Source organism: Azospirillum humicireducens (assembly GCF_001639105.2).
In the GTDB taxonomy this organism is placed as follows: Bacteria; Pseudomonadota; Alphaproteobacteria; order Azospirillales; family Azospirillaceae; genus Azospirillum; species Azospirillum humicireducens.
Genome location: NZ_CP015285.1, coordinates 2926781 through 2949777 on the forward strand (window position 1 = coordinate 2926781; position 22997 = coordinate 2949777).

A 22997-nucleotide genomic window follows, 5' to 3' on the forward strand; every position below is an offset into this window, starting at 1 on the left:
GGAGAAGAAGTCCAAAACGGGATGCGAAAAGCCCCATGGAAAGCTGGTTCATCCTGGCCGTGTCGATGGCCTATCTGCTGTCGCTGTTCGCCATCGCATGGTACGGCGACCGGACCGGCGACCAGGGCGCCGAACGGCGTACGCCCTGGCTCTATGCGCTGAGCTTCGGGGTCTACTGCACCTCCTGGACCTTCTACGGCGCGGTGGGACGGGCGGCCACCGGGGGCTTCTATTTCCTGCCGATCTATATCGGGCCGATCCTGATGATCGGGCTGGGCTGGCCGGTTCTGGCCCGCATCGTGCGGGTCGCGAAGTCGGAGAACGTCGTCTCCATCTCCGACTTCCTGTCGGCCCGCTACGGCAAGAGCCGCAGCCTCGCCGCCCTCGTCACCGTCGCCGCGGTGATCGGGCTGCTGCCCTACATCGCCCTGCAATTGAAGGCGATCAGCGTCAGTTTCGAGATTCTGGCCGGGGCGTCGCTGGGCACCGACCTCAACCAGATGCCAGGCGGCACCGCGCTGATGGCGGCCCTGCTGATGGCGGCCTTCGCCATCCTGTTCGGCGTGCGCAGCGTGTCGGCCAACGAACACCATCGCGGCCTGATGATGGCCATCGCCGCGGAATCGGTGGTGAAGCTGGCGGCGGCGCTGGCGGTGGGCGGCGCCATCGCCTATTCGGTCTTCGGCGACCCCGCCACCTTCTTCGAAGCGGCGGCGAATCATCCCGGCTTCCTCGACCTGATCCGGCTGGACAGCATCGGCGCGGACTGGTGGGTGGCCTGCCTGCTGTCGGCGCTGGCGATCCTGTGCCTGCCGCGCCAGTTCCACGTCGCGGTGGTGGAGAACACCCATGGCGGCGACGTGCGGTCGTCGGCCAAGCTGTTCCCCGCCTATCTGGTCGCCATCAACCTGTTCGTGCTGCCGGTGGCGCTGGCCGGGCTGATGCTGTTCCCGGACGGCACGACCAACGCCGACACCTTCATGGTCTCCATCCCCTTGAGCCAGGGCTGGCCGTGGCTGGCGCTGGCCGCCTTCATCGGCGGCCTGTCGGCGGCGACCAGCATGATCCTGGTGGAGATGGTGGCGCTCAGCACCATGATCTGCAACGACGTCGCCGTGCCGCTGCTGATGGCGCTGCGCCCCGACGACCGGCGGCTGCGCGACGACCCGGCGGGCATCCTGCTGCTGATCCGCCGGTCGGCGGTGATCGTGCTGGTCCTGCTGTCCTACGGCTGCTACCGGCTGATCGGCCCGGCCTTTCCGCTGGCGACCATCGGCATGATGAGCTTCACCGCGGTGGCGCAGTTCGCCCCCGCCCTGCTCGGCGGCCTGATCTGGAGCCGCGCCAGCCGTGCCGGCGCCTTCGCCGGCATCTGCGCCGGCTTCCTCGGCTGGGCCTACACCATGCTGCTGCCGTCCTTCGCCGATGCGGGATGGCTGGCCTCCAGCGCCCTGCGCGAGGGGCCGTTCGGCCTGACCGGCCTCAGCCCGGTGGCGCTGGCCGGCATCGCCGGCATCGACCCGCTGACCAACGCCGCGCTGTGGAGCCTGGGGCCGAACATCCTGCTGTTCGTGCTGGTCTCTCTGCTGACCCGGCCGTCGACGCTGGAGCGCCAGCAGGCCGCACGCTTCATCAACCTGCGCCGCTCCGCCGACGGCGAGCCGCACGGGCCGCGCGGCGCCACGCTGGCCGACCTGCACGACCTCGCCGTGCGCTATGTCGGGCAGGCCCGCGCCGATGCCGCCTTCTGCCGCTTCACCGGGGTGGAGGACGGCGACCTGCCGACCGCGCTGCTGACCCGCACCGACGGCGAGGCGATCCAGCTGACCGAGCGGCTGCTCGCCGGCGCCGTCGGCTCCGCCTCCGCCCGCGTGGTGGTGGCCGGCCTCCTGTCCGACCGCCGGCTGTCGCGCACCGACGCGCGGTCGATCATCGACGAGGCGTCGCGCGCCATCCTGAAGCAGCATGAGCTGCTGCGCGCCACCGTGGAGAATGTGCCGCAGGGCATCGCCGTGTTCGACGAGGATTGGCGCGTCGCCACCTGGAACAACCAGTTCCTGGTCCTGCTGGACCTGCCCGACGGCTTCGTCCAGGTCGGAACCTCGCTGCAGGAGATCGTCGGGCTGATCGCGCGGCGCGGCGAGTATGGCCGCAACGGCGAGATCGAGACCCTGCTGGAGCGCCGGTCCGACCCGCGCCGCCGCAACAAGCCCGACGTCTACGAACGGGTGCGTCCCGACGGAACCGTGCTGGAGATCGCCACCAACCCGATGCCGGGGCCGAAGCCCGGCGGCGGCGGCTTCGTCGCCGTCTACACCGACGTCACCGAACGCCACCGCGCCGCCGCCGCCCTGCGCGAAGCCAACGAGACGCTGGAGCGCCGCATCGCCGAGCGCACCCACGCCCTCTCCGAAGCCAAGGCGGAGGCCGAGCGCGCCAACCGCGGCAAGACCCGTTTCCTCGCCGCCGCCAGCCACGACCTGCTGCAGCCGCTGCACGCCGCCCGCCTGTTCCTGTCCGCTCTGGCCGAGCGCAACGGCGACAGCGCCATCCGCCAGATCGACACCTCGCTGCGGTCGGTGGAGCAGATCCTGGGCGACCTGCTGGACGTCTCCAAGATCGACAGCGGCGTGGTGAAGCCGAACCCCGTACCGATGCGCATCGAGGAGCTGCTGAAGCCGCTGGGCGAGGAGTTCACCGTGCTGGCGAGCCGCCACGGGCTGGCCCTGCGCGTGGTGGAGTGTTCGGCCATCGTGCACAGCGACCCGACGCTGCTGCGGCGCATCCTGCAGAACTACCTCGCCAACGCCGTGCGTTATACCCGGACCGGCCGCATCCTGCTGGGCTGCCGCCGCCGCGGGAATTTCCTGTCCATCGAGGTGTGGGACACCGGCCCCGGCATCCCCGAGCACAAGGTGCCGGAAATCTTCATGGAGTTCCGCCAGCTCGACAACGACGCCGACGACCGCGGCAAGGGTCTGGGGCTCGGCCTCGCCATCGTCGAGCGTCTGGCCGGCATCCTCGGCCATACGGTTCAGGTTCGCTCCAAGGTCGGGCGCGGCAGCGCCTTTTCCGTCCTGGTGCCGCTGACCGACGAGCCGGTCGCCGCCCGCGCCGTGGTGGTCCGCCCGCGCGGCCGAGACCTGAGCGGCGTCCTGGTGCTGTGCCTGGAGAACGAGCCGGCCATCGCCCGCGCCACCGAGGATCTGCTGTCCAGCTGGTCCTGCCGCGTCGTCACCGCGGCGGCCCCCGACCTCGCCCTGGCGAAACTGGAGGGTCGCACGCCCGACGTGATCCTGACCGACTACCACCTCGACCGCAGCCTGACGGGAGTGGAGGCCTTGGCGACCCTGCGCGCGGCGCTGGGCAGCGACCTTCCCGCCGCCGTCGTCACCGCCGACCGCGACGCCGCCGTGCGCGAGGACATCGAAGCGGCGGGATGCCGCCTGCTCTACAAGCCGGTGCGTCCGGGCGCGCTCAGGGCGCTGCTGGGGCAGTTGCTGGCGGAGGGGCAGCGGCTGGCGGGGTAAGGGTCTGCCCCTTCCCTATCCCTCACTCCACCGGCGGCGGCGGGGCGGACGACAGCGCCAACTGGCTCGCCAACACCGCGGCCTGGGTGCGGGTCAGCACGCCCAGCTTGCGCAGGATCGTCGTGACATGGGCCTTCACCGTCGTCTCGGCGACGTTCATCTCATAGGCGATCTGCTTGTTCAGCTTGCCCTCGGCGATGCCGGCCAGGACACGGAGCTGCTGGGGGGTCAGGGTGGCGGCGCGCTGGGCGGGATCGGGGGCGTCGGTCTCGGGACCGCCGTTGATCTCGGGCAGCCACAGCTCACCGTCGAGAACGGCGTGGATCGCCTCGACGATCTGGGTGTTGGGGGCGGATTTCGGCACGAAGCCGGAGGCACCGTAGTCGATGGCGCGTTGGATCGTCACCGGATCCTCGGACGCCGACACCACGATCACCGGAATCGCGGGATGTTCGGAGCGCAGCATCATCAGGCCGATCAGGCCGCTCATGCCGGGCATGTGCAGGTCGAGCAGGATGATGTCCGGCGGCTCCCCGGTGTCCAGCACGGGCTTGATCTGGTCGAACCGCGACGCTTCCAGGATCACGGCGCCGGGGATCGCCTGCCCGATGGTCTGGGTCAAGGCGGTGCGCATCAGCGGATGGTCGTCGGCGATCAGGATGCGGTGCGACATCGGCCTTCTTGGACTTTCCGGGTATGGACATTCCGGGTTTGAAACCGTCCCGGCAGTATCCGCTTGCAGCCGCCCGTTGACAACTGCGCCCAATGCCGCGCGTCGAAGTTTCCGATGGATTTTCCCTTATCCGTCCGCGGATGGGATGGCGCCAGCGCTGGTGCGTTCGTGGATGGCCTGGCGACGGAAGCGGTACAACTCCGCCGGACGGCCGCCGGTCTGGCTTTCATACTGCCCGGTGGGCTCGACGAAGCCGCCGGAGATCATCAGGCGCCGGAAATTCTGCTTGTGCACCCGCTCGCCAGACAGCGCCTCCACCACCAGCTGCAGCTGGTGCAGGGTGAAGGTCGGCGGCAGCAGTTCGAAGACGATGGGGCGGTAGCGCAGCTTGCCGCGCAGCCGTTCCAACGCGGTCGCCAGGATGCGCCGGCCGTCGCGCGCCATCGGCCGGCCCAGCGCCCGCGGCATCGGCCCGCCGACACCGACCGACGAATCGACCCGCGCGGCGAGGTCGCGGTCGCGGAAGGCCTCCACCACCAGCCCGGCTTCGTAGAGCAGTTCGAAGCGCTCCAGCACCCGTTCCATGTCCCAGTCCGCGCCGTCGAGGCCGAAGGCCATCTGGGCGCGTTCGGCCCGGCGCAGGCGGGTCTCCCCGTCGGGTGCCGACGCGATCCAACTGCCGAGCGCCGGGGCGATCACGCCGTCCAGCAGCGGCGGGCGCCGGTCGCGCCAGTCCTCCCACGGGAAATGGTCGTAGAGGTCGCGCCACTCGGCCGAGGCATCTCCGCCCAGCGGGCCGTCGCGGACCAGGGCGAGATAGCCGACCACGACCGAACGCGGGCCGCCGAACAGCTCATGCGGATCGCGATGGCGGTCGCCGAAGGTGTAGAGCTGCTCGACATAGCGCAGTGCTAGTCCCGACAGCCCTTCCGCCACCGCGCGGACGCCCTCCTGCAGGGTGCGGAAACGGTCGGGCTCGAAGGGCGCGCCGGGCAGGGCGTCGCGATGCGGCAACGGCTCGTCGCCGCGCCGGTGGTCTTCCGGCACGGCGAAGCCGCTGCGCACCGTCACGACGCGCGGCGTCCCGCCGGCCACCGCCACGATGGCGACCGACAGGCCGAGTTGCAGGGGCTGGGTCACGGGACGCCCCTCTCCTTGCACTGGAGGGGGGACGTCCGATGATCTGGGGTCAACGCTTGTCCAGCGGCACGAAGGGGCGGGCAGGGTTGCCGGTGAAGAGCTGGCGGGGGCGGCCGATCTTCTGGGCCGGGTCCTCGATCATCTCCTTCCACTGGCTGATCCAGCCGACGGTACGGGCAAGCGCGAACAGCACGGTGAACATGCTGGTCGGGAAGCCCATCGCCTTCAGGATGATGCCCGAGTAGAAGTCCACGTTCGGATAGAGCTTCTTCTCGATGAAATACTCGTCCGACAGGGCGATCCTCTCCAGCTCCATGGCGATGGCCAGATGCGGCTCGTCCTGGATGCCCAGGCGGTCGAGGACCTGATAACAGGTCTCGCGCATGATCTTGGCGCGCGGGTCGTAGTTCTTGTAGACGCGGTGGCCGAAGCCCATCAGGCGGAAGCTGTCGTTCTTGTCCTTGGCGCGGCGGACGAATTCGGGGATGCGGTCGACCGAGCTGATCTCCTCCAGCATCTTCAGCACGGCCTCGTTGGCGCCGCCATGGGCCGGACCCCACAACGCCGCGATTCCCGACGCGATGCAGGCGAACGGATTGGCGTGGGACGAGCCGGCGAGCCGGACGGTAGAGGTCGAGGCGTTCTGCTCGTGGTCGGCGTGCAGGATGAAGATCTTGTCCATCGCCTCCGACAGGACCGGATCGACCGTCCATTCCTCGCACGGCGTGCCGAAGGTCATGTAGAGGAAGTTTTCCGCGTAGGTCAGGTCGTTGCGCGGATACATGAACGGTTCGCCGACCGTGTATTTGTGGGCCATGGCGGCCATCGTCGGCATCTTGGCGATCAGGCGGTGCGCGGCGATCTTGCGCTGGACCGGATCGAAGATGTCGGTCGAGTCGTGATAGAAGGCCGACAGGGCGCCGACGACGCCGCACATGATCGCCATCGGGTGGGCGTCACGGCGGAAGCCGCTGTAGAACTTGGCCAGCTGTTCATGCACCATCGTGTGATAGGTGATGGTGCGCTCGAAATCGGACTTCTGCTGCGGGTTCGGCAGTTCGCCGTTCAGCAGCAGGTGGCAGACCTCCAGGAAATCGCAGTTCTCGGCCAGATCGGCGATGGCATAGCCGCGGTGCAGCAGGACGCCCTCGTCGCCGTCGATGTAGGTGATGGCCGAATCGCAGGCGGCGGTGGAGGTGAAGCCGGGATCGTAGGTGAAATAGCCGGTCTCGGCATAGAGCTTGCGGATGTCGATCACGTTGGGGCCGGTGGACCCGCCCAGCAGCGGCAGCTTCAGCGTCTTGCCGGTGGCGTCGTCGGTCAGCGTGACGGTGCCGACCTGGATCACATCGCCGTGCGGGGTATGCTTGCTCGATTCCATGACCTTATCGCACTCCTTGCTGTCCGGCCGGGCACGGTCTCCGCAGCCGGACCTTGGTGGTTGGCCCGTTCTTCGCGCGCTTTGGCGCCCTGTCGGCGCCGCGCCGTCTTCTCCCGGTCTTCGAAGGATCGGTCAGGATCGGAACCCGCACCCGCCCGCTGTCGTTGACTCCTCCGGAAGATAGCAGAGGACATCATGACCGACACGCCCCAAACGCGCATCCCCTCCGAAGGAATGCCCCGTCCAAACAATCCCGTATCGGGCAAACCCATATCGGGCAAACCCGGTTCCGACACCCACGACCGGACGCCGGCGGGTGAACGCTCCCCGCGCGAGGACATGACCAAGACTCCCGGCGACGGCACCCTGCAGGACGCCACCCCGGCCGGCCTGTCGTCGAAGGAACTGCGGGAGCGGGCCGAGGACACCGACGGCTCGACCCAGCCCGGCACCGGCTGACGCCGCCCAGGCCCGTCGGAAGACCGCGGGGGACGGATCAGGCCGCCGGTTGCTGCACGCCGGTGCGCTCGCGCAAGGAACGCTCCAGACGCGCGGCCTCGCGCAGCAGCACCGGCAGAAGCTGGCCGGCCTGCGCGGTGTCGCCGTTGCGGCAGATCACCTCCATCCGCCAGGCGAGATGCATGACCGCCATCCCGCCGAAACTGCCGGCAAGGCTGGAGAGATCGTGCGCCTCCCCCGCCAGCGCCCGCATGTCGAGGGTGCCGGCCGGAGCCGTGCGCGCCATCGCCGACAGCCGTTCCAGCCGGCGGGACACGTCGTCGAGGAAGCTCTCGACGATCAGGCTGAGGTTGTCGGCACCCACCGTCGCGACCAGATCGGCCAGCACCGCCTCGTCCAGCACCTCGCCGTCATCGCCGCCAGCCTCTTCGCCAGTGCCGCCGGCACCATCGGCATCCGCCGCGGCGGGCAAACTGTCGGACCCGGCCTCCGCCATCCAGCGGTCCAACGCCGCCAGAAGCCCGGCGCGGCTGATCGGCTTGGTGAGATAGTCGCTCATGCCCGCGCGCAGACAGAGTTCGCGCGTGCCCGGCATGGCGTCGGCGGTCAGGGCGATGATCGGCAGGCCGGCGAACCGCCCGCCGCGGGCACGGATCGCCTGCGCGGCCTCCAGCCCGTCCATGCCCGGCATCTGCACGTCCATCAGCACCAGATCGACGCCGCCGCGGCAGGCCGCCGCCACCGCCTGCTCCCCATCCTCCGCCACTTCGACCGTGTAACCCAGCTTGCGCAGCAGGGTGGTGGCGAACAGCTGGTTGGTGCGGTTGTCCTCCGCCAGCAGGATGCGGCCGCTGCGCGCCGGCTCCTCGCTGCGGTCGGCGGGCTGCCCCTCGGCGGCCAGCCTGTCCGCCGAAGACGGCGGTGCCGCCGCCTGGAACAGGCCGGTCAGGCAACAGGCCAATGCACTCTGGCGCAGCGGACGGTTGAGGATGGCATCGACCAGTCCGGGGACCGTTCCGCAGTCGCCCCGCGCCGCCGGTCCCAATCCGGCGATCAGCACGCGTCTGGTGCCGGCCAGCATCGGATTGCCGGCAATGGCCGCGAGCAGGGCGTCGCCGCCCATGCCCGGCATGGTGTGGTCCACCAGCACCACGTCGAAGGGCCTGCCACCGGCCACCGCACGGCGCAGTTCCTCCAGCGCATCGGGGCCGTTGTCCACCGCCGTCGGGCGGGCGCCCAGGCTGTCGAGCATCGCCGCCAGCACCCGGCGGTTGACCGCCAGATCGTCCACCACCAAAGCGCGGCGCCCGGCCAGCGGCTGTTCGGCCGGCGGGAGCGCCTCGTCGAGCAGTGCCAGCGGCAGATCGACCTGGAAGCGGCTGCCGGCCCCCAGGCGGCTTTCCACCGCGATGCTTCCTCCCATCAGTTCCGAGAGCTGGCGGCAGATCGCCAGCCCCAGCCCGGTTCCGCCGAACTTGCGGGTGATCGACCCGTCGACCTGCTGGAACTTGTTGAACAGGGTGGGCAGCGCCTCTGCCGGGATGCCGATCCCGGTGTCGGTCACGGTGATGCGAAGCACCAGATGCGCCTCGGTGGCGTCCAGCGCCTCCAGCTCCACGGCGACCGAGCCCCGATCGGTGAACTTCACCGCGTTGCCGACCAGATTGACCAGGATCTGCCGGATGCGCGTGGGATCGCCCAGCAGGGTGCGGCGCAGGAGCGGGTCGATGTAGAAGCCGATCTCGATCCCTTTTTCGTGGGCGCGGGGGGTCAGCAGCTCCACCACCCCCTCCACCAGATCGGCCGGATCGAAGGGCAGCGTCTCGATGGTGACGCGGCCGGCTTCCAGCTTCGAGATGTCGAGGATGTCGTTGATGATGGTCAGCAGCGCGTTGGAGGAGCTGCGGATGGCCTGGGCGAACTGGTGCTGCTCCGCCGTCAGCGCGGTGTCGAACAGCAGCTCGGTCATGCCCATGATGCCGTTCATCGGCGTGCGGATCTCGTGGCTCATCGCCGCCAGGAATTCCGACTTCGCCTGGGTCGCCGCCTCCGCCCGGGCGCGCAGGGCATCGGCCTCCTCGCGGGCGGCGTCCAGCCCTTCGGCCAGCGCGCACATGTCGGCCGCCTGACGCTGCAGCTCCGCCTCGAAGCGCTTGCGTTCGGTGATGTCGGTGCGGGTGCACACCAGCGCCCCGCTGCTGGTCCGGTTCTCCGCCACCAGGATCCAGCGGCCGTCGGGCAGCTCCCGCTCGAAGGGCGGGCCGGGATTGCGGTGCTGGGCCAGCTCCGCCCGGATCCACGCCTCGTCGCTCGGACCGTCCGGGTTGGCCGCGAATTCGCCGTTGGCGATCGCCGTGCGCAGGATCTCCTCGAAGGAACGGCCAGGGGTCAGCAGTGGTGCGGTCAGGGGATGCGCGTCGCGGTAGCGCTGGTTGCACAGGATCAGCCGGTCGTCGGCGTCGAAATAGGCCAGCCCCTCCGGTACCGCCTCGATGGCGTCGTCCAGGGTCTGCTTGGCGAGACGGAGCTCCTCCTCCGTCATCTTGTCGCGCGAGATGTCGGTATGGGCGCCGACCATGCGCACCACCCGCCCCTCGGCATCGCGGATGTGGATGGCGCGGCTCAGGATGTAGACGGTGTGTCCCTGCTTGTGCCGGAAGCGCTGCACCGCCTCGAATTTCGGGATCAGGCCGGCATTGTAGGCCCGCACCATCTCCAGGGCCGCGGTCCGGTCCTCCTCGAAGATCAGGCCCGCCCACATGTCCAGGCTGTTCTCCAGCTCGTCGTCGCGGTAGCCCAGCTGCTCCTTCCAGGTCGGGGAGAACCAGATGGCGCCGGTGTCGAGCGCCCAGTCCCAGATGCCGTCCCGCGTCGCCTGGACGGTGAGGGCCAGCAGTTCGCGGTTCGACCGCAGTTCAGCCTCTTCCCGCTTGGCGTCGGTGATGTCCTGCACCACGCCCAGCAGCCCGATCGGCCGGCCGGCCTCCCCCCATTCGGCCATGCCGCGGATGAAGACGTGGCGCAGCGTGCCGTCGGGCCGGATGACCCGTGCCTCGGTCGAGAAGCCCTCGCCGGTCGTCCGCGCCCGCTGAACCAGGGCGGCGAGAGTCGGCAGGTCGTCGGGGTGGTAGGCGCCGCGCGACATGTCCACCGTCGGCGGACCGTCCTGCGGACTCAGCCCCATGATGCGGTAGACCTCGTCCGACCAGCGGCGGGTGTCGGTGACGAAGTCGATGTACCAGTGCCCGAACTGGCCGATCTCCTCGGCCAGATTCAACAGACGGGAGCGGTCGCGCAATTCCGCTTCCGCCAGCTGGCGGCGGGTCACCTCGCGGCGGAGCTCCAGCTCGTCCACCACCAGCCGGGCGAGCTGGGTCAGGGTTTCCGCCTCCCGCGCGTCGAACCCGCCGCGGGGAGTATCGTCGATCACGCACAGGGTGCCCAGCTTGAAGCCGTCCGCCACCAGCGGCGCGCCGGCATAGAAGCGGATGTGGGGATCACCGGTGACCAGCGGATTGCCGGCGAAGCGCGGGTCCTTCGTTGCGTCCGGCACCACCAGGACACCGTCGTCGAGGATGGCATGGGCGCAGAAGGCAAGGTCGCGGTGCGTCTCCTCGACGTCCAGCCCGATGCGGCTCTTGAACCACTGCCGGTTCCGGTCGATCAGCGAGACCAGCGCGATGCGCGTGCCGAAGAAATGCTGGGCAAGCCGGGTGATGTTGTCGAAGCCGGACTCCGCCGGGGTATCGAGGACGCAGTACGATTCCAGAACCGCCAGACGCCGCTCCTCGTCGCGCGGCAGCGCCGCCGGAACCTCGCCAGCCCTACGCCCGCTCACGCGGCATTCCCCTGGGCGGCAACCCCGTCGGCGGCGCGCCACTGCTGCAGCTTGCGGTAGATGGTGGAGGGGCTGATCTCCAGCATCAGGGCGGCGCGCGGCACGTCGTCGCCGCTCAGCCGCAGGGCCTTCAGGATCATCTCCTTCTCCACCTGCCACAGCGGAAGGACCGCGCCGTCCTCCTCCCGGACGCCACCAGCCGGGGCCCCGGCATCGGAGGAGGTGGCAGCGATCCCGGCGGCACCGGTCAGGGGCGGCAGCATCTCCGGCACCACCTGCGGTCCGTCGTTCAACACGACCACGTTGCGGAGGACATTCTGAAGCTGCCGGACGTTGCCCGGCCAGTCATGGGCGCGCAGCCGCGCCTCCACCTCCGGAGCGAAGGCGGCCAGGGACTTCCCCTCTTCCCGCGCGTAATCGATCAGGAAGGAGCGGGCGATCTCGATCACGTCGTCGCCGCGGTCGCGCAGCGGCGGCAGGGCGAGCGGAATGACGTGCAGCCGGTAGTAGAGATCCTCGCGGAACCGGCCGGCCTGCACCTCGGCCAGCGGATCACGGTTGGTGGCGGCGACGAAGCGCACATCCACCCGCTCCTCCCGCCCGCTGCCCACCGGATTGACGGTGCCGGTCTGGACGAAGCGCAGCAGCTTGCTCTGCAGCTCCACCGGCATCTCGCAGATCTCGTCCAGGAACAGCGTGCCGCCGTCGGCCAGCAGCGCCGCCCCCGGCCGGTCGCCCGCCGCTCCGGTGAAGGCACCCTTCACATGGCCGAAAATCTCCGATTCCAGCAGCTCCTTCGGAATGGCGGCACAGTTCAGCGCGATGAAGGCGCGGTCGCGGCGCGGGCTGGCACGGTGGATGGCCTGGGCCGCCACCTCCTTGCCGGTCCCGCTCTCTCCGGTGATGAACACGTTGGCCCGGCTGGCCGCCACGCTTTCGATGGTGCGGTAGACCGCCTGCATCTCGGGCGAGCTGCCGATGAAGCCGTGGAAGCGCCCGCGGTCGAGATCCTTGCGGTATCCCTCCACCATCCGCGCCAGCGTCCGCCGCTCCAGCGCGTTGCGCAGGGTCAGGTTCAGCCGGTCGGCATTGAAGGGTTTCACGATGAAGTCGAAGGCGCCCAGCTTCATCGCCTCCACCGCCAGATCGATGGAGCCGTGGGCGGTGATGATGACCACCGACACGCTCGGGTCGCGGGCATGCAGGGCCTTCAGCACCTCCAGCCCGTCCATGTCCGGCAGCTTCAGGTCCAGGATCACCGCGTCGGGCGGCGATGCCGCCGCCGCGTCCAGCGCCTCGCGCCCGCGGGTGCAATGCACGACCTCCTGGGCGTCCGCACGCAGGAACTCGATATACAGCTTGGCGAGCGGGACCGTATCCTCGATCAGCAGGATGCGGTGCTTCTTGGCGGAGGACACGGGCGCAGCACTCGGGCAATCGATGAAGAAGGACTGTTCGCCTGCAGTGTAACCCGGCGAAAGCCCTGCCGCCAGTCGGGGCGAGCCCACTTGCATATGACCTTCGACGGAGAACCTCCGCCTGCCACGATTCCGGAGTCTCCGCTTACGCCCCGCTGTCGATCAGGTCGGTGCGCCCGATCCGCCGCAGCGAGACCTGGACGCGGGCATTATGGTCCCTGATCTCGCGCAGGGTCTGCAGCGTGAACTCCACATGGGCGTCGGCCGCCGCACTCGCCGCATCCGCGTCGCCGGCCAGCACCGCATCGGCGATGGCCAGATGCTGCTGCAGCAGAAGCTCGCGCACCCCCGGCCGGGAATAGAGGTCGGCGCGGTTGTAGAACACGTCGTTGCGCAGCAGGTCGGACAGGGTCCGCATGATGTGCAGCATGACGACGTTGTGCGCCGCCTCGTAGACCGCCAGATGCAGGTCGGCGTCGGCCTCCGCCTCCTCCGAGCTGTCGTCCTTGCCGTGGGCGGCCCGCATGCGGGCGATGATGGCGCGGATGCCGTCGCGGTCGAGATCGGTCGCCCGCTGTGCCGCCAGCCCGGCAGCAGCCGCCTCGATGGAGCGGCGGAACTCCAGATAGTCGAAGGACGCATCCGGCTTGTTGCGCATCAGCGTCATCAGCGGGTCGGCAATCTGCGACAGGAAGGTGGCGACATGGGTGCCGCCGCGCCCGGTGACCAGCAGGCCGCGCTCCTCCAGCTTGGCGATGGCATCGCGCAGCGACGGGCGCGACACGTCCAGCTTCACCGCCAGCTCGCGTTCGGCCAGCAGCTTTTCCCCCGGACGGAGCGCACCTTCCAGGATCAGCCGTTCCAGATGCTCGGCAATGGCGTCGGCCAGCTTGGCCGGTTTGATCGTCCCCTGCATTGGATCGGCGGCCTCTCCCTTCACGTCTCGATGCTCTTCAATACCGGTGGACGGAACAGGCGTCCAGAGCAGTGGCAGACCGGCAGCGTCGCACCCCCCTACCAAAGTTGGTCGATTGGCAAACGATTCAGCCGTTGCACAGTCTGGTAAAATATTTTATCCAACGCCAACCGTATGGATAAGAGATGTCCACCGCTTCTCCGATGGCAAGGGTTCTTCCCCATGGCCGGCGGAGCGGAAAGTGCATCCAGACGTACCGGGACAGGACGGACCAGCACCCGCAAGGGCGCATCCGCACCGCGAGCTTGGGGCCGCAAGACCCCGGCGGCGGTGAACGCCTCCGTTTTGCCGAACATCCGGCCTTCCTCCTGCGCCACCATCCAGGCGCGGGCGGGCCGGATGCATGCAAAGGCGGACCTCCTTCTCCCGGAACGCCGTTCGGACCGACATCACTCCCCGAGAAGGAGACCCCTGACGATGAGCTGGTCGCAAGTCTACGACCCGATGAACAACATGTGGCTGTCGACGTTCTTCGCGTCGCTGCCGGTCCTGGTGATGCTGGGCGGTCTCGGCATCTTCCATATGAAGGCGCACCGCGCCGCCCTGCTGGGTCTGGCGGCGGCGTTGCTGGTGGCCGTCGCCGTGTTCGGCATGCCGGTGGCGATGGCGGGAAAGACCGCGTTGCTGGGTGCGGCTTACGGCCTGTTGCCGATCGGCTGGATCGTCGTCAACATCATCTTCCTCTATCACCTGACCGAGCAGCGCGGGCAGTTCAAGATCCTGCAGGAAAGCATCACCGGCATCACCAACGACCGCCGGCTCCAGCTTCTGCTGATCGCCTTCTGCTTCGGTGCCTTCTTCGAGGGTGCGGCGGGCTTCGGCACTCCGGTGGCTGTGACCGGCGCCATGCTGATCGGCCTGGGCTTCACCCCGCTGGCGGCCTCGGGCCTGTCGCTGATCGCCAACACCGCCCCGGTCGCCTACGGCGCGCTCGGCACGCCGGTGATCGCGCTGGCCGCCGTCACCGGCCTGCCCCTGCTCGACCTGTCGGCGATGATCGGCCGGCAGCTTCCCTTCTTCTCGGTGCTGGTGCCCTTCTGGCTGATCGTCGCCTTCGCCGGCTGGCGCGGCATGGTCCAGATCTGGCCGGCCATCCTGGTCGCCGGCGTGTCCTTCGCCGTTCCGCAGTTCCTGGTATCCAACTACCACGGCCCCTGGCTGGTGGACGTCGCCGCTGCCATCGTCTCGCTGGTCTGCGTCACGCTGTTCCTGAAGGTCTGGCACCCGAAGGCGATCTGGCACACCGCCGGCGGGGCATCCGCCCTGACGCAGGCCGTCGGCGCCGCGGTGGTCCAGGGCGAGGCGCGCCGCAGCCACGGCTACAGCGCCGCCGAGGTCCGCCGCGCCTGGACGCCCTGGGCGATCCTCAGCGTCGTCGTCTTCCTGTGGGGCATCCCGGAGGTCAAGGCCTTCCTCGACGGCATCTCGATCTTCAAGTTCCCGATCGAGGGCCTGCACAACATGATCCTGCGCGTTCCCCCGGTGGTGCCCAAGGCCCATCCGGAGGCCGCCGTCTACACCCTGAACTGGCTGTCGGCCACCGGCACCGGCATCTTCATTGCCGCCGTCATCTCCGGCTTCGTGATGGGCTACTCGCCGGCCGCGATGCTGAAGACGTACGGCCACACGCTGTACGCCATCCGCAACTCGCTGTTGACCATCTCCGCCATGCTGGCATTGGGCTACACCACCCGCTTCTCGGGCCTGGACACCACGCTGGGCCTCGCCTTCGCCAACTCCGGCTTCCTCTACCCGTTCTTCGGCACCTTCCTGGGCTGGCTGGGCGTGGCTTTGACCGGGTCGGACACGGCGTCCAACGTTCTGTTCGGCAGCCTGCAGAAGGTGTCGTCGGAGCAGCTCGGCCTGCCGCCGACGCTGATGGCCGCCGCCAACAGCTCGGGCGGCGTGATGGGCAAGATGATCGACGCCCAGAGCATCGTCGTCGCCGCCGTCGCCACCAAATGGCACGGTCATGAGGGCAAGATCCTGCGCTACGTCATCTGGCACTCGCTGGCGCTGACCACGCTGGTCGGCCTGCTGGTGATGGCGCAGGCCTATCTGTGGCCCTTCACCGAGATGGTCATCGGCCGCTGACGCGGCCTTCCCCCCACCAGCAGGAGCCGCCGCCGATGCTGCCTTCTCCTTACGACCATGTGCTGGCCGAGCTTCAGTCCGTCATTCCTGATGCGCGGCTGATCACCGATCCGCTGCGCACGCTGGCCTACGGCACCGACGCCAGCTTCTACCGCCTGATCCCCAAGATCGTGGCGCTGGTGGAGACGGAGGAGGAGGTGGTGCGGCTGCTGCGCATCACCCGAGGCCACAAGGTGCCGGTGACCTTCCGCGCCGCCGGCACCAGCCTGTCGGGGCAGGCGGTCAGCGACAGCGTCCTGGTGGTGCTGGGCGACGGCTGGCGCGGCTGCAGCATCGGCGCCGCCGCGGCCACCGTCACCCTGCAGCCCGGCGTGATCGGGGCGGAGGCGAACCGGCGCCTCGCCCCGCTCGGGCGCAAGATCGGTCCCGACCCGGCCTCCATCGCCACCGCCAGGATCGGCGGCATCGCCGCCAACAACGCCAGCGGCATGTGCTGCGGCACCGCCCAGAACAGCTACCGCACGCTGGAGTCGATGCGGCTGGTGCTGGCCGACGGCACGGTTCTGGACACCGCCAACCCGGACAGCCGCAGCCGTTTCCGCGACAGCCACAGCGCACTGCTCGACCGGCTGGCGGAACTCGGTGCCCGCACCCGCGCCGACGCGGCACTGGCGGGCCGCATCCGCGACAAGTTCCGCATCAAGAACACCACCGGCTACAGCCTGAACGCGCTGGTCGACTATGAAGACCCCATCGACATCCTCCAGCACCTGATGATCGGGTCGGAGGGGACGCTTGGCTTCATCTCCGCCATCACGCTGCGCACCGTGCCAGAGCATCCGCACAAGGCCAGCGCCCTGCTGTTCTTCCCCGACATCGGCGAGGCCTGCCACGCCGTGTCCTTGCTGAAGGCCGCCCCGGTCGATGCGGCGGAGCTGATGGACCGCGCCTCGCTCCGCTCCATCCAGGACAAGCCGGGCATGCCGCCGCAGATCCGCGGCTTCAGCCCCGAGGTGGCGGCGGTGCTGGTGGAGACCCGTGCCGAGAGTGCCGCCGCCCTGGAGGCCAATGTGGCGGAGATCGCCGCCGTGCTGGCCGACTGCATCACCATCGGCGACACCCGCTTCACCACCGACGCCAAGGCCTGCGAAGGCTTCTGGAAGATCCGCAAGGGCCTGTTCCCGGCGGTCGGCGCCATCCGTCAGACCGGCACCACCGTCATCATCGAAGACGTGGCATTTCCCCTGCCCCGGCTGGCCGAAGCGACGCGCGAGCTGCAGGCGCTGTTCCTCCGCCACGGCTATCACGAGGCGATCGTCTTCGGCCACGCGCTGGAAGGAAACCTGCACTTTGTCTTCACCCAGGCCTTCGATACGCAGGAGGAGATCGACCGCTACCGCCGCTTCATGGACGAAGTCGCTATTCTGGTGGTCAGCCGCTATGACGGCTCGCTGAAGGCGGAACACGGCACCGGCCGCAACATGGCCCCCTTCGTCGAGATGGAATGGGGGCCCCAGGCCTACGGGCTGATGAAGGAGATCAAGCAGCTTTTCGACCCCGACGGGCTGCTGAACCCCGGCGTCATCCTGAACGGGGATCCCGAGGCGCACCTGAAGAACCTGAAGCCGCTGCCCCCCGCCGACCCGCTGGTCGACACCTGCATCGAATGCGGCTTCTGCGAGCCGACCTGCCCCTCCCACCGCCTCACCCTGTCGCCGCGCCAGCGCATCGTCGGCCGGCGCGAGATGGCGCGGCTGGTGGCTGCCGGCGACGACGCCCCCCGTCTGGCCGAGATCGCCACCGCCTACGATTACCAGGGCATCGACACCTGCGCGGCCTGCGGCCTGTGCGCCACCGCCTGCCCGGTCGGGATCGAGACCGGGCTGCTGATCAAGTCCATGCGCGGCGGTCGCCGCGGCGCGGTGGCCCGCAAGACGGGGGCGCTGGTCGCCGACCATATGGAAGGCACGCTGGGCCTCGCCCGCACCGGCCTGCGGCTGGCCGACCTCGCCCGCCGCACGGTCGGGCATGGTGCCACCCAGGCAGCGGCCCGCATCCTGACCGGCGGCAACCTGCCGGCTTTGCCCCGCAGCATGCCGACCGCTGCGACCTTTACCGCACACTCGGACATCCCCAGCGACGACCTGCCGACGGTGGTCTACGCCCCCAGCTGCGTCAGCCGGACCATGGGTCCCGCCGCCGCGGACCCGCAGCAGCGCCCCCTGCCCGAAGTCGTCGAATCGGTGATGCGCAAGGCCGGCTTCCGTATCCTCTATCCTGAGGCGGCGGACGGCCAGTGCTGCGGTATGCCGCTGGAGAGCAAGGGGTTGACCGAGGCGGCCGACGCCAAGGCGGACGCCATGCTGGCCGTGCTGTCGAAGGCGAGCCGGGGCGGCCGGTATCCGGTGGTGATGGACACCAGCCCTTGCGCCCTGCGCCTGAAGAAGCGGCTGACCGACGCGGGCTTGCGCATCCTCGACGTTGCGGAATTCCTCAGCGAGTTCGCCCTGCCCCGCCTGGACATCGCGAAGACGGCGGAGCCGGTGATGCTGCACCTGACCTGCTCCACCCGCCGCATGGGTCTGGACGGGGCCTTGACCGCGGTGGCGAAGGCCTGTGCCGAGACGGTGGTGGTGCCGCCCGACGTCGGTTGCTGCGGCTTCGCCGGCGACAAGGGCTTCACCACGCCGGAGCTGAACGCCCACGCGCTGCGCCACCTGCCGGCCGCGGTGCCGGACGGCTGCGCATCGGGCTACTCCACCAGCCGCACCTGCGAGATCGGCCTGTCCGACAAGGCGGGCGTGCCCTACCGCTCCATCGTCTATCTGGTCGACACCTGCACGACGGCGAAGGTGGAGGAGAAGCTGCGGGTGGCAGAACCCGCCTTCTGAACGACGCTCCGCCATAAGAAGACGCCCAGCGAGGAAACGCCCGATGTCCGCAATCCCCAAACCCACCCGCGTCTATTACTTCGGCACCTGCCTCGTCGACCTGTTCTTCCCCGACGCCGGCATGGCGGGGATCGAGCTGCTGCAGTCCCAGGGCCTGACCGTCGTTTTCCCCCAGGGGCAGAGCTGCTGCGGCCAGCCGGCCTACAATTCCGGCTATCGGGCCGACGCCCTGAAAGTCGCCCGCGCCCAGTTGGAGCTGTTCCCCGGCGACGACCCCATCGTCGTGCCGTCGGGCTCCTGCGCCGGCATGATGAAGAAGCACTGGCCCGACCTGTTCCGCGGCGAACCGGACGAGGCCAAGGCGGTGCAGGTCGCGGCCCGCGTCTGGGAGCTGACGCAGTTCCTGGTCCATGTCCTCGACGTCCAACTGACCGACAAGGGGGAGCCGGTGCGCGTCACCTGGCACGCTTCCTGCCATGCCCAGCGCGAGATGGGCGTGGTCGAGGAGCCGAAGGCGCTGCTGCGCCAGCTTGCCAATGTCGAGCTGGTGGAGCTGAAGCGGGAGAAGGAATGCTGCGGTTTCGGCGGCACCTTCGCCGTGCGCCATCCGGAGATCTCCGCCGCGATGGTCGGCGACAAGGTGGCGGACATCGAGGGCACCGGTGCCGCCCGCGTGGTGTCGGGCGACTGCGGCTGCCTGTTGAACATCTCCGGCGCGCTGGAGGCCGGAGCCAAGGCCGCGCGGGGCCAGCACATCGCCCAGTTCCTGAAGGAGCGCATCCATGGACGGTAACGCACCGGATTTCGCCGCCGCCTCGCGCGCAGCGCTGGCCGACCCCCAGCTGCGCGGCAACTTCCGCCGCGCCATGGATGGCTTGATGAGCAAGCGCGCCGCCCAGTTCGCCGATGCCGGCGAATGGACTGGCGTGCGGGCGCTCGCCGCCTCGGTCCGGCTGCGCGCCCTGTCGAAGCTGCCGGAGCTGCTGGAAAAGCTGGAGGAGACCTGCACCCGCAACGGCATCACCGTCCATTGGGCCGCCACCACCGACGAGGCCAACGCCATCGCGCTCGACATCCTGCACCGGGTCGATGCCAAGCTGGTGGTCAAGGGCAAGTCGATGGTGACGGAGGAGATGCACCTGAACGCCGTTCTGGAAAAGGACGGCATCGAGGTGCTGGAAAGCGACCTCGGCGAATACATCGTGCAGCTGGACGGCACCATGCCGTCGCACATCATCATGCCGGCGATCCACCTGAACACCAAACAGATCGCCCATCTGTTCAAGCGCAAGATCAAGGACGCCGAGAGCCGCGAGGATGCGGCCTATCTGACCGACCTCGCCCGCCGGGTGCTACGCGCCAAGTTCCAGGCCGCCGATGTCGGCATGTCCGGCGTCAACGCCGCGGTGGCGGAAACCGGCACCCTCTGCCTGATCGAGAATGAGGGCAACGGCCGCATGTGCACCACGGTGCCGCCGGTCCACATCGCCTTCATGGGGCTGGAGAAGGTGGTGGAAAAGCTGGAGGACGTGCCGCCGGTGATCAGCCTGCTGCCGCGCTCCGCCACCGGCCAGCCGATCACCACCTACGTCAACATGATCTCCGGCCCTCGCAAGGACGGTGAGAAGGACGGCCCGCGCGAGGTGCATCTGGTCATCCTCGACAATGGCCGCTCCAGCATCTACGCCGACCCGGAACTGCGCGACACGCTGCGCTGCATCCGCTGCGGCGCCTGCATGAACCATTGCCCGGTCTACACCAAGGTCGGCGGCCATGCCTATGAGGCGCCCTATCCCGGCCCGATCGGCAAGATCCTGGTGCCGCAGATCGAGGGGTTGGCCAAGCGCGGCGCCATGCCCCACGCCTGCACCATGTGCAACGCCTGCGTCGAGATCTGCCCGGTGAAGATCCCAATCGTCGAGATCATGGGACGCCTGCGGGTCGAGGCAGTGAAGCCCGGCGGTGCGGTGAAGGACGGCGGCGCCAAGGCCAGCCGGACGGAAGCAATGGTGTGGAGCGGCTGGGCGGCGATGAACGCCTCCCCCACCGCCTACCGCGTCGCCACGCTGGCGATGAGCAAACTCGGCAATGCGGCGCCCTCGTCGCTGCCCCTGCTGAAGGAGTGGACGAACGTCCGCACCAAGCCGCGCTTCGCCGGCCGCACCCTGCACGACCTCGCCCGCGCCAAGGGGGTTCCCGATGTCTGACGCCCGCAGCTCCATCCTGACGAAACTGCGCGCCACCCGCGACGCCCACCCGCTGCCCCCGCCCGCATCGGACTTCGCGCCGATCGAGGCGAAGCGCTGGCCGCCGGAGGAGCGCCTGCCCCGCATCCGCCGCCTGATGGAGGCTGTGCATACGGAGTTCATCGACGCAACCGAGGCCGATTGGCCGGTCGTGCTTCGGGAGTTCCTCGCGCGGGAGGGGGTGGAGTCGCTGCTCTACGCGCCGGCGACTGAGGCGGGGAAGCGGCTGGTCGAGGGATGGGAGTCGGCAGCGAACCCCACCCTCATCCCCTACGACCGCCCGCTCGAAGACCTCAAGCCCCAGCTGTTCGAGTCCATCGAGGCCGGCTTCACCACCACCCGCGGCGCCATCGCCGAGACCGGCAGCCTGATCCTGTGGCCCACCGCCGAGGAGCCGCGCACGCTCTCGCTGGTCCCGCACATCCACATCGCGCTGCTGCGCACCGACGCCCTCTATGACACCTTCCTGCAGGCGATGCGCGAGCAGGGATGGGCACAGGCGATGCCGACCAACGTGCTGCTGGTGTCCGGCCCCAGCAAGACCGCCGACATCGAGCAGACGCTGGCCTACGGCGTCCACGGTCCGAAGCGGCTGGTCGTCCTGGTGGTCCATCCATGACCACCCGCCCAACCAACGAGCCGGCGACCCGGCTCTACGAGGCGATCCTGCATCTCAGGCGCCTCGGCCACCGGGTGGAGAAATGCGAAGGGCGGCGCGGGCGACATCGGCTGGATGGGGCCGAAATCGCCGACGCCGCCCTTCTGGAGCTGGCGATGACCCGCGTCCGCCGGGCGGCGCGGGCCGCACTTCCGGGTCAGGCCGGACGCACCGCCGCCGGGCGCGACACCGTCACCGCCGGCTTGCGGCCGTAGCGCTCGACGCTGAGGCCTTCCATGTCGATGTCGGTCTGGCGGCCGCTGACCAGGTCGGCCAGAACGCGGGCGGAGCCGGCGGACATCGTCCAGCCCAGAGTTCCGTGGCCGGTGTTGAGATAGAGGTTGCGGACATGGGTCGGCCCCAGGATCGGCGTGCCGTCCGGCGTGTTGGGACGCAGGCCGGTCCAGAATTCCGCCTTCGACAGGTCGCCGCCCTTCGGGAACAGGTCGCTGACCACATGGTCCAGCGGCCCGCGGCGCTTCTCGCGCAGGGTCAGGTCGAAACCGGTCAGCTCCGCCGTGCCGCCGACGCGGATGCGGTCGCCCAGCCGGGTGACGGCGATCTTGTGCGTCTCGTCCATCACCGTCGATTCCGGGGCGTGGGCGGCATCGGTGATCGGCAGGGTCAGCGAATAGCCCTTCACTGGATAGACCGGCAGGTCGATGCCGAGCGGCTTCACCAGCTTCGGCGAATAGCTGCCCATGGCGACGATGTAGCTGTCGGCGGTCAGCGTGCCTTCGTCGGTCAGGACGCCGGTGATCTTGCGCCCGTCGCTCTCAAGCCCGCGGATGGAGACGCCGTAGCGGAACTCCACACCGCGCTTGGCGGCATAGGCTGCCAGCTTGGCTGTGAACTGGAAGCAGTCACCGGTCTCGTCGCCCGGCAGATGCAGAGCGCCGACCAGCTTGTCCTTCACATGGGCCAAGGCCGGCTCGACCGAGGTCAGGCCGTCGCGGTCGAACAGGCTGTAGGGAACGCCATAACGCTCCAGCACCGCCATGTCGTAGCCGGCGGCGTCCATCTGCTTCTGGGTGCGGAAGACCTGCAGCGTGCCCTGGGTGCGCTCGTCATAGGTGATGCCGGTTTCGGCGCGCAGAGCCTTCAGGCAGTCGCGGCTGTATTCGGCGACGCGGACCATCCGGCCCTTGTTGAGCTGGTAGCTCGCCTCGTTGGCGTTGGCCAGCAGCTTCAGGCACCAGGACCACATCGCCGGATCCAGCTTCGGCCGGACCACCAGCGGCGAATGCTTCATCAGCATCCACTTGGCGGCCTTCAGCATCAGCCCCGGCGCCGCCCAGGGAGCGGAATAGCCCGGCGATACCTCGCCCGCGTTGGCATAGCTGGTCTCCAGCGCCGGGCCGGCCTGACGGTCCAGCACGGTCACCTCATGCCCGGCACGCGCCAGATAATAGGCGGTGGTGACACCGATGACGCCGCTGCCCAGAACGATCACGCGCATGAGACTGGCTCCCAAGGGGATGGATGACTTCGCTTGGAGTGGGTGGTTCGCAAGGGGCGTGCCAGAGGGGAAAATGGCGGATTTGCTGGGATCTGGGGGAATTGGCGGGGAGCGATGTGTATGCGTGGGTTTACAGGAAAAAGAGGATGAAGGCCATTTTTGTTGAAAAACAAAGACTTGAGTGCATGTAAAGATTTTGATACGGCGTAACGATTTCTATACAGTGGTTGCCAA

14 protein-coding genes are annotated in these 22997 nt (G+C 68.9%); 7 read left to right on the forward strand and 7 right to left on the reverse strand.

All coding sequences use genetic code 11. The features are described 5' to 3' along the window. Positions 1 to 35 precede the first annotated feature (35 nt). The gene (locus A6A40_RS13720) at positions 36 to 3530 is read left to right on the forward strand and encodes a hybrid sensor histidine kinase/response regulator (RefSeq protein WP_063635870.1); all 3495 of its coding nucleotides are present in this window, start codon (positions 36 to 38) and stop codon (positions 3528 to 3530) included. A gap of 22 nt (positions 3531 to 3552) precedes the next feature. Here the strand turns inward: A6A40_RS13720 and A6A40_RS13725 are convergent, their stop codons facing one another. The 6 genes from A6A40_RS13725 to A6A40_RS13755 form a co-directional block, all read right to left on the reverse strand. Then, positions 3553 to 4203 carry a response regulator gene (locus A6A40_RS13725; protein ID WP_014250052.1) on the reverse strand — a complete coding sequence of 217 codons (651 nt, stop codon included), beginning with the start codon at positions 4201 to 4203 and terminating at the stop codon, positions 3553 to 3555. Between the two features lie 126 nt (positions 4204 to 4329). Beyond that, positions 4330 to 5343 carry an NUDIX hydrolase gene (locus A6A40_RS13730; protein WP_063635871.1) on the reverse strand — a complete coding sequence of 338 codons (1014 nt, stop codon included), beginning with the start codon at positions 5341 to 5343 and terminating at the stop codon, positions 4330 to 4332. A gap of 49 nt (positions 5344 to 5392) precedes the next feature. Continuing rightward, complete coding sequence (gltA, locus tag A6A40_RS13735; protein WP_063635872.1) at positions 5393 to 6724, reverse strand: citrate synthase; 1332 nt, start codon at positions 6722 to 6724, stop codon at positions 5393 to 5395. Positions 6725 to 7220: 496 nt separating this feature from the next. After that, positions 7221 to 11021: a response regulator gene (locus tag A6A40_RS13745; protein WP_063635873.1), complete on the reverse strand. Its 3801-nt coding sequence runs from the start codon at positions 11019 to 11021 to the stop codon at positions 7221 to 7223. Beyond that, positions 11018 to 12439 carry a sigma-54-dependent transcriptional regulator gene (locus tag A6A40_RS13750; RefSeq protein WP_063635874.1) on the reverse strand — a complete coding sequence of 474 codons (1422 nt, stop codon included), beginning with the start codon at positions 12437 to 12439 and terminating at the stop codon, positions 11018 to 11020. The genes A6A40_RS13745 and A6A40_RS13750 overlap by 4 nt, the downstream gene beginning before the upstream one ends. A gap of 145 nt (positions 12440 to 12584) precedes the next feature. Then, entirely contained in the window at positions 12585 to 13355 is a 771-nt protein-coding gene (locus A6A40_RS13755; protein WP_082860829.1) for an FCD domain-containing protein, read from the reverse strand. Positions 13356 to 13832: 477 nt separating this feature from the next. Between A6A40_RS13755 and A6A40_RS13760 the strand changes: the two genes are divergently transcribed. The 6 genes from A6A40_RS13760 to A6A40_RS13785 are packed head-to-tail and all read left to right on the forward strand — an operon-like array spanning position 13833 to position 21519. Then, entirely contained in the window at positions 13833 to 15509 is a 1677-nt protein-coding gene (locus A6A40_RS13760) for an L-lactate permease (protein WP_063635875.1), read from the forward strand. A 35-nt stretch (positions 15510 to 15544) separates the two neighbouring features. Then, positions 15545 to 18400 carry an FAD-binding and (Fe-S)-binding domain-containing protein gene (locus A6A40_RS13765; protein ID WP_063635876.1) on the forward strand — a complete coding sequence of 952 codons (2856 nt, stop codon included), beginning with the start codon at positions 15545 to 15547 and terminating at the stop codon, positions 18398 to 18400. Positions 18401 to 18443: 43 nt separating this feature from the next. Beyond that, positions 18444 to 19193, forward strand: a complete 750-nt coding sequence (locus tag A6A40_RS13770; RefSeq protein WP_063635877.1) for a (Fe-S)-binding protein — start codon at positions 18444 to 18446, stop codon at positions 19191 to 19193. Next, on the forward strand, positions 19183 to 20607 hold the full coding sequence (locus A6A40_RS13775) for a LutB/LldF family L-lactate oxidation iron-sulfur protein (protein WP_063635878.1): 1425 nt from the start codon (positions 19183 to 19185) through the stop codon (positions 20605 to 20607). The genes A6A40_RS13770 and A6A40_RS13775 overlap by 11 nt, the downstream gene beginning before the upstream one ends. Further along, positions 20600 to 21265 carry a LutC/YkgG family protein gene (locus tag A6A40_RS13780; protein WP_063635879.1) on the forward strand — a complete coding sequence of 222 codons (666 nt, stop codon included), beginning with the start codon at positions 20600 to 20602 and terminating at the stop codon, positions 21263 to 21265. Before A6A40_RS13775 ends, A6A40_RS13780 begins: the two co-directional genes overlap by 8 nt. After that, the gene (locus A6A40_RS13785; protein ID WP_063635880.1) at positions 21262 to 21519 is read left to right on the forward strand and encodes a hypothetical protein; all 258 of its coding nucleotides are present in this window, start codon (positions 21262 to 21264) and stop codon (positions 21517 to 21519) included. Before A6A40_RS13780 ends, A6A40_RS13785 begins: the two co-directional genes overlap by 4 nt. Here A6A40_RS13785 and A6A40_RS13790 read toward each other — a convergent pair. After that, positions 21462 to 22763: a D-amino acid dehydrogenase gene (locus tag A6A40_RS13790; protein WP_063635881.1), complete on the reverse strand. Its 1302-nt coding sequence runs from the start codon at positions 22761 to 22763 to the stop codon at positions 21462 to 21464. The two genes, A6A40_RS13785 and A6A40_RS13790, sit on opposite strands and share 58 nt — an antisense overlap. Positions 22764 to 22997 lie beyond the last annotated feature (234 nt).

What these genes read in the sequence shown, in the direction of transcription:
- A6A40_RS13720 (WP_063635870.1), top strand. Translation starts at nt 36, where the DNA reads ATGGAAAGCTGGTTCATCCTGGCCGTGTCGATGGCCTATCTGCTGTCG.
- A6A40_RS13725 (WP_014250052.1), bottom strand. Translation starts at nt 4,203, where the DNA reads ATGTCGCACCGCATCCTGATCGCCGACGACCATCCGCTGATGCGCACC.
- gltA (WP_063635872.1), bottom strand. Translation starts at nt 6,724, where the DNA reads ATGGAATCGAGCAAGCATACCCCGCACGGCGATGTGATCCAGGTCGGC.
- A6A40_RS13755 (WP_082860829.1), bottom strand. Translation starts at nt 13,355, where the DNA reads ATGCAGGGGACGATCAAACCGGCCAAGCTGGCCGACGCCATTGCCGAG.
- A6A40_RS13760 (WP_063635875.1), top strand. Translation starts at nt 13,833, where the DNA reads ATGAGCTGGTCGCAAGTCTACGACCCGATGAACAACATGTGGCTGTCG.
- A6A40_RS13765 (WP_063635876.1), top strand. Translation starts at nt 15,545, where the DNA reads ATGCTGCCTTCTCCTTACGACCATGTGCTGGCCGAGCTTCAGTCCGTC.
- A6A40_RS13770 (WP_063635877.1), top strand. Translation starts at nt 18,444, where the DNA reads ATGTCCGCAATCCCCAAACCCACCCGCGTCTATTACTTCGGCACCTGC.
- A6A40_RS13775 (WP_063635878.1), top strand. Translation starts at nt 19,183, where the DNA reads ATGGACGGTAACGCACCGGATTTCGCCGCCGCCTCGCGCGCAGCGCTG.
- A6A40_RS13780 (WP_063635879.1), top strand. Translation starts at nt 20,600, where the DNA reads ATGTCTGACGCCCGCAGCTCCATCCTGACGAAACTGCGCGCCACCCGC.
- A6A40_RS13785 (WP_063635880.1), top strand. Translation starts at nt 21,262, where the DNA reads ATGACCACCCGCCCAACCAACGAGCCGGCGACCCGGCTCTACGAGGCG.
- A6A40_RS13790 (WP_063635881.1), bottom strand. Translation starts at nt 22,763, where the DNA reads ATGCGCGTGATCGTTCTGGGCAGCGGCGTCATCGGTGTCACCACCGCC.